At 47.4% G+C, this 4,246-nt stretch carries 4 protein-coding genes and 1 tRNA gene; 2 read left to right on the forward strand and 3 right to left on the reverse strand.

The features are described from left to right. The coding region (locus H6S82_RS21115; RefSeq protein ID WP_347339523.1) for a Gfo/Idh/MocA family oxidoreductase at positions 1-643 on the reverse strand (643 nt) is incomplete at its 3' end. A 249-nt stretch (positions 644-892) separates the two neighbouring features. On the opposite strand from H6S82_RS21115, the gene queC reads away from it, so the two are divergent. After that, complete coding sequence (queC, locus tag H6S82_RS21120) at positions 893-1,585, forward strand: 7-cyano-7-deazaguanine synthase QueC (RefSeq protein ID WP_190466201.1); 693 nt, start codon at positions 893-895, stop codon at positions 1,583-1,585. 13 nt (positions 1,586-1,598) lie between these two features. Here the strand turns inward: queC and H6S82_RS21125 are convergent, their stop codons facing one another. Next, entirely contained in the window at positions 1,599-3,089 is a 1,491-nt protein-coding gene (locus H6S82_RS21125; protein WP_190466331.1) for a hemolysin family protein, read from the reverse strand. 122 nt (positions 3,090-3,211) lie between these two features. Then, positions 3,212-3,889, reverse strand: coding sequence for a hypothetical protein (locus H6S82_RS21130; protein ID WP_190466204.1), 678 nt, complete (start codon positions 3,887-3,889; stop codon positions 3,212-3,214). A gap of 255 nt (positions 3,890-4,144) precedes the next feature. Between H6S82_RS21130 and H6S82_RS21135 the strand changes: the two genes are divergently transcribed. Next, positions 4,145-4,217 (forward strand) — tRNA-Ile (locus H6S82_RS21135). Positions 4,218-4,246: the final 29 nt, after the last annotated feature.

A 4,246-nucleotide genomic window follows, 5' to 3' on the forward strand; every position in this document is an offset into this window, starting at 1 on the left:
CAGTCACATAATCTAAATAGCCAGAATCGGAGGCGCGGCTACCGCTAGCTGTCAGCTTGACCACAGGCGCTGCTGCCAATTCCAGCAACAGGTCGATGTCGTGGATCATTAAATCCAAAACGACAGAGACATCATTGGCCCGATTCGAGTAGGGGCTCATACGGTGCGCTTCCAAAGCAAGCAATTCTTCGGTTTTCAGCACTTTGCCGAGCTCCTGAAAAGCTGGATTGAAGCGTTCGATGTGACCTACTTGTAGAATTCGTCCTGACTCAGCTGCTGCATTGACGAGGGATTCAGCTTCGGCAATACTGGCGGCGATCGGTTTTTCGATGAGGACGTGAACCCCATGTTGCAGACAGGTCATTCCGACTGCATGATGCAGTCGGGTAGGTACTGCGATGCAGACTGCTTCCACATGAGGAAGTAGGTCTCGATAATGTTCAAAAAAGCGAACTCGATACTTACTGGCTGTATCCAGACCGCGCTCGACGTTAATGTCGGCGACACCTACCAGTTCGACATCTTTAAGTAAACTGAGAACACGGGTGTGATGCTGTCCCATATTGCCCACCCCGATGACCCCAATTCGCAACGGTTCCGGTTGATTTCGTTGCACGTAAGCGTTCGCAAATCTCACGGAGATGCTATCTTGCACTCTGTTATGCTCCTCCACCACTTTGGGTCTTATCCGAGTCGAGGCCGGGTCGCCCCGCCCTTACGCCGTCAAAAACCATCAAGATGGTAGCACAGTGTCCTTCTTGATTAAGAATTTCTAAGTTGAGTTTATGTTCCTACACATTAGAAGTTGATCGAAAGGTCTTTTTGTAGTAAAGGCGACCTATGTGCAGACCGTAGAGTTATATTTACAACATATGACAAGGGTGAGGAAAAAGTGGTAAAAGCGGTTATTTTGCTGTCTGGGGGGTTGGATTCGTCAACCGTTCTATATCAAGCAAAGGCTGATGGATGCGATTGTTACGCTCTTTCGTTTGATTATCGACAGCGCCATCGGCGGGAGTTGGAAGCGGCAAGGGCGATCGCTTTGTCTGCTGGTATCGCAGAACACCAAATGGTCAACTTTGATTTGCGCCTGTGGGGTGGTTCTGCTCTCACGGATGTAAAGATTGATTTACCTAGCGATCGCTCTCTCGCTGATATGTCTCAAAATATCCCCATCACTTATGTGCCAGCCCGCAATACCATATTTTTGAGTTTTGGGCTAGCTTATGCGGAAGCCATAGGTGCCCAACGAGTTTACATCGGCGTCAATGCTTTAGATTATTCCGGTTATCCAGATTGCCGTCCCGATTATATCCAGGCAATGCAGGAAGTGTTTCGCTTGGGCACGAAACAAGGTCGGGAAGGAGAAGCAATAAAAATTATAACGCCTTTGATTAATTTAAAGAAAACCGAGATTATTCAATTAGGAAATAGCTTAGCTGTACCTTGGGAAAAAACTTGGTCTTGCTACGCTGGCGAAGAATTGGCTTGTGGAGTTTGCGATTCTTGTCAGTTGCGTTTGGCAGCTTTTGCCGAATTGGGATTAAAAGATATGCTGCCTTATTCAATCCTGAAACAATTTTAAGGTTTTTCCATAACTAAAGGTCGGTGTTTGAGTTGTTGGTGCGGCTGTCATTGTCTGGTGCGATCGCTTTTTGTTCTGAGGAGTCATATCTATTGCTGTGTTGCAGAAAATCCGGTGAGGCTTCTAGGCGTCGAATGCGAATTTGATGCAAGCGCGGCCCTTCAGTAGAAACAACCGTAAATTCCAGATTTTTATACTGTAAAGTTTCTCCTGGATTGGGAATTTTTTGCAGCTGGTAAAGGATAAAACCACCTAAAGTTTGATACTCGTAGATAAGAGGCAAATTCAAATCTAAAAGATCGTTGAGTTCCTCTAAGTTCATCTGCGCTTGTACCAGAAAAGTTTGCTCGTCCAAACTTTGGACAATTACTTCTTCGTTACTATCTAATTCGCCACTATCGCCAATGATTTCGGCAATCAGATCGTTGAGGGTAAGCAAGCCAGCGGTGCCGCCAAACTCATCGACTACCATTACTATTGATTGGTGCGATCGCTGCATCATTGCCAATAATTCGCTCAAGGGAGTATATTCTGGTACAAATCTGACTGGGCGAATCCACTGCTGAATTGGTGTTTCCAGAGTCAAGATACCTTGGGCTAAAGGTTCGGCTAGTTCGATGAAGTCAATGTAGCCGCGAATGTCATCCAGGGATTCTCCCATGACGGGATAGCGAGAGTGTCCTGTGGCGGCGATTTCGTTCAAGAGTGTATGGAAGGTGGCGGTGCTGGGAATAGCCGCTATGCTGGTGCGGGGAACCATCACTTCTCCAGCCAAGACATCGCCAAATTCAAATACGTTTCGCAGCAGTTCTCGTTCTTCTGCTTCCAGTCCGGTGGATTCGCTGGAGGTGGTGATAATCCGTTGCAATTCTTCTGGGGTAACAGGCGGTTTCCAACCTTGTCCTGTGTAGCGGATACCCACAAGTCGCAACAGCAAGCGGGTGGATTGATTGAGAATCCAGATAAAGGGTTTGAAAAAGCGGGCGATCGCCAGACTCAGGGGTGCTAAAATTCTTGCTAATTGCTCGGAGTAAAGCATGGCGACGGTTTTGGGGCAAAGTTCTCCCAAAACAATCTGCAAGTAGGCGATCGACAAAAAAGCCATCGGTACGGCTAGAGTATGGGCGATCGCAATACTCATCTTTTCCGGTAGAGGCAGGTGCGCCATCCAGTTCGCCACCAGGACTGCCATTGTACTTTCGCCAATCCAGCCTAAAGCCAAACTGGAGAGAGTGATACCGAGTTGGGTTGTAGAGAGAAGGCGATCGATACTTTGTTGCAGGTGTTGTACTGCTCTAGCCTGGGCATCGCCAGAATCTACCAAATGGTTGATGCGCGATCGACGCACCGAGACTATGGAAAACTCAGCGGTAACAAAAAAAGCATTGATTGTAATGAGCAGCAGCACCGACAATAACCGCAGCACGGTGTCTGGCCACGTTAGGAAAGAAACTTGACTTAATCCCCGCTCAGCGACCGAGACAAGCACAAAGGCGGTAACCATTTGTAAAAAAGGCACGTATGCCAAAGGCAAAAGACAAAATCCAAACCAAAAAGCAGCAACCATAAGTCAGAATTCAGAAGCCGTTCCGATCGTGCTTCTGTTGATTTTTGACTTTTGCCTTCCTATCTTACTGGAATATCAGAGGTTTGGAGCCGCAGTTGTTGATCCGGGTAGTCCGTCAGGGTCAGGGAAAGTCGATCCGCGCCTTCAAGTACAGAGGTAGGGATACTCACCGTTCCCGAAAATGACTCCCCGTTGGGAGGCAATTCTCCTGGTAGGCCCTCTGCGCTGGCGCTCAAGGGACGACCCCGGTTATCGGTGACATCCAAAAAGCTGTATAAAAATTTTACTGGCTGGTCGCCCTCGTTTTTCAAGCTGACATCGAGCAGTAAAGTGTCTTGCTGCTGTTGCACCGATCGAATTTCGAGGGTAACGCCTTTATCTTTGGAAACGATCGGAAATGCCGCATTGGTTGCAGTAGATTCAGATGGTGAAAGTGATTTAGTTCGCTTTTCGCTAGCCTCATCATTTTTGTCTGCCTTAGCTTGCTTCCCTTTACCCTGCTTTCTGACGTTGACACTTTTGATGATATCTGCTTCTTTTAACATTACCAGGGGTTGTGTTCCCGCCGGTGTCTCCTTATAATTTTTCGTTTTGGCTGTTGGGCGAGCATCCGGTTGACTTACGCCTTTGAGAGCTTCGTGTCCCAAAGCAAATCCCCACATTCCGCTTACCAGGCCAGCCCCAAGCATCAGAACCAGCAAAACTAAAGTTAACGCTACAGTCGAATTCAACTTCATAGTTAATACGGTTTTACCCTAATTTCCCTACTTTCGATCCAGCTGACGATTTATATCTTAGTTAATATCTAAGGGTTGTCGAACTAAGCTGACTGATTATACAATAGGAAGGCGGCTTGCTCAGGACGAAAGGATCTGTGGCAAACGTGCGATCGCAAATTACCTAAAATACTCCGCGCCCTTGGCTGATTGGGGAAGTAGGGAAACGCTCGTTCGCGAAAGAGCTAATATAATACAAGGGTAACTACAAATCTACGGCAGTTGGCCGAGCGGTTTAGGCAGCGAACTCATAATTCGCCCCAGGCAGGTTCAACTCCTGCACTGCCGATATTCAGATCAAATAAACCATTGTCTAAC

Origin of the sequence: Planktothrix sp. FACHB-1355, assembly GCF_014748295.1 — a bacterium.
Taxonomy (GTDB): domain Bacteria; phylum Cyanobacteriota; class Cyanobacteriia; order Cyanobacteriales; family Aerosakkonemataceae; genus Aerosakkonema; species Aerosakkonema funiforme_A.

Coding starts and splice junctions, on each gene's coding strand:
- H6S82_RS21125 (WP_190466331.1), bottom strand. CDS start 3,089: ATGGTTACCGCCTTTGTGCTTGTCTCGGTCGCTGAGCGGGGATTAAGT.
- H6S82_RS21130 (WP_190466204.1), bottom strand. CDS start 3,889: ATGAAGTTGAATTCGACTGTAGCGTTAACTTTAGTTTTGCTGGTTCTG.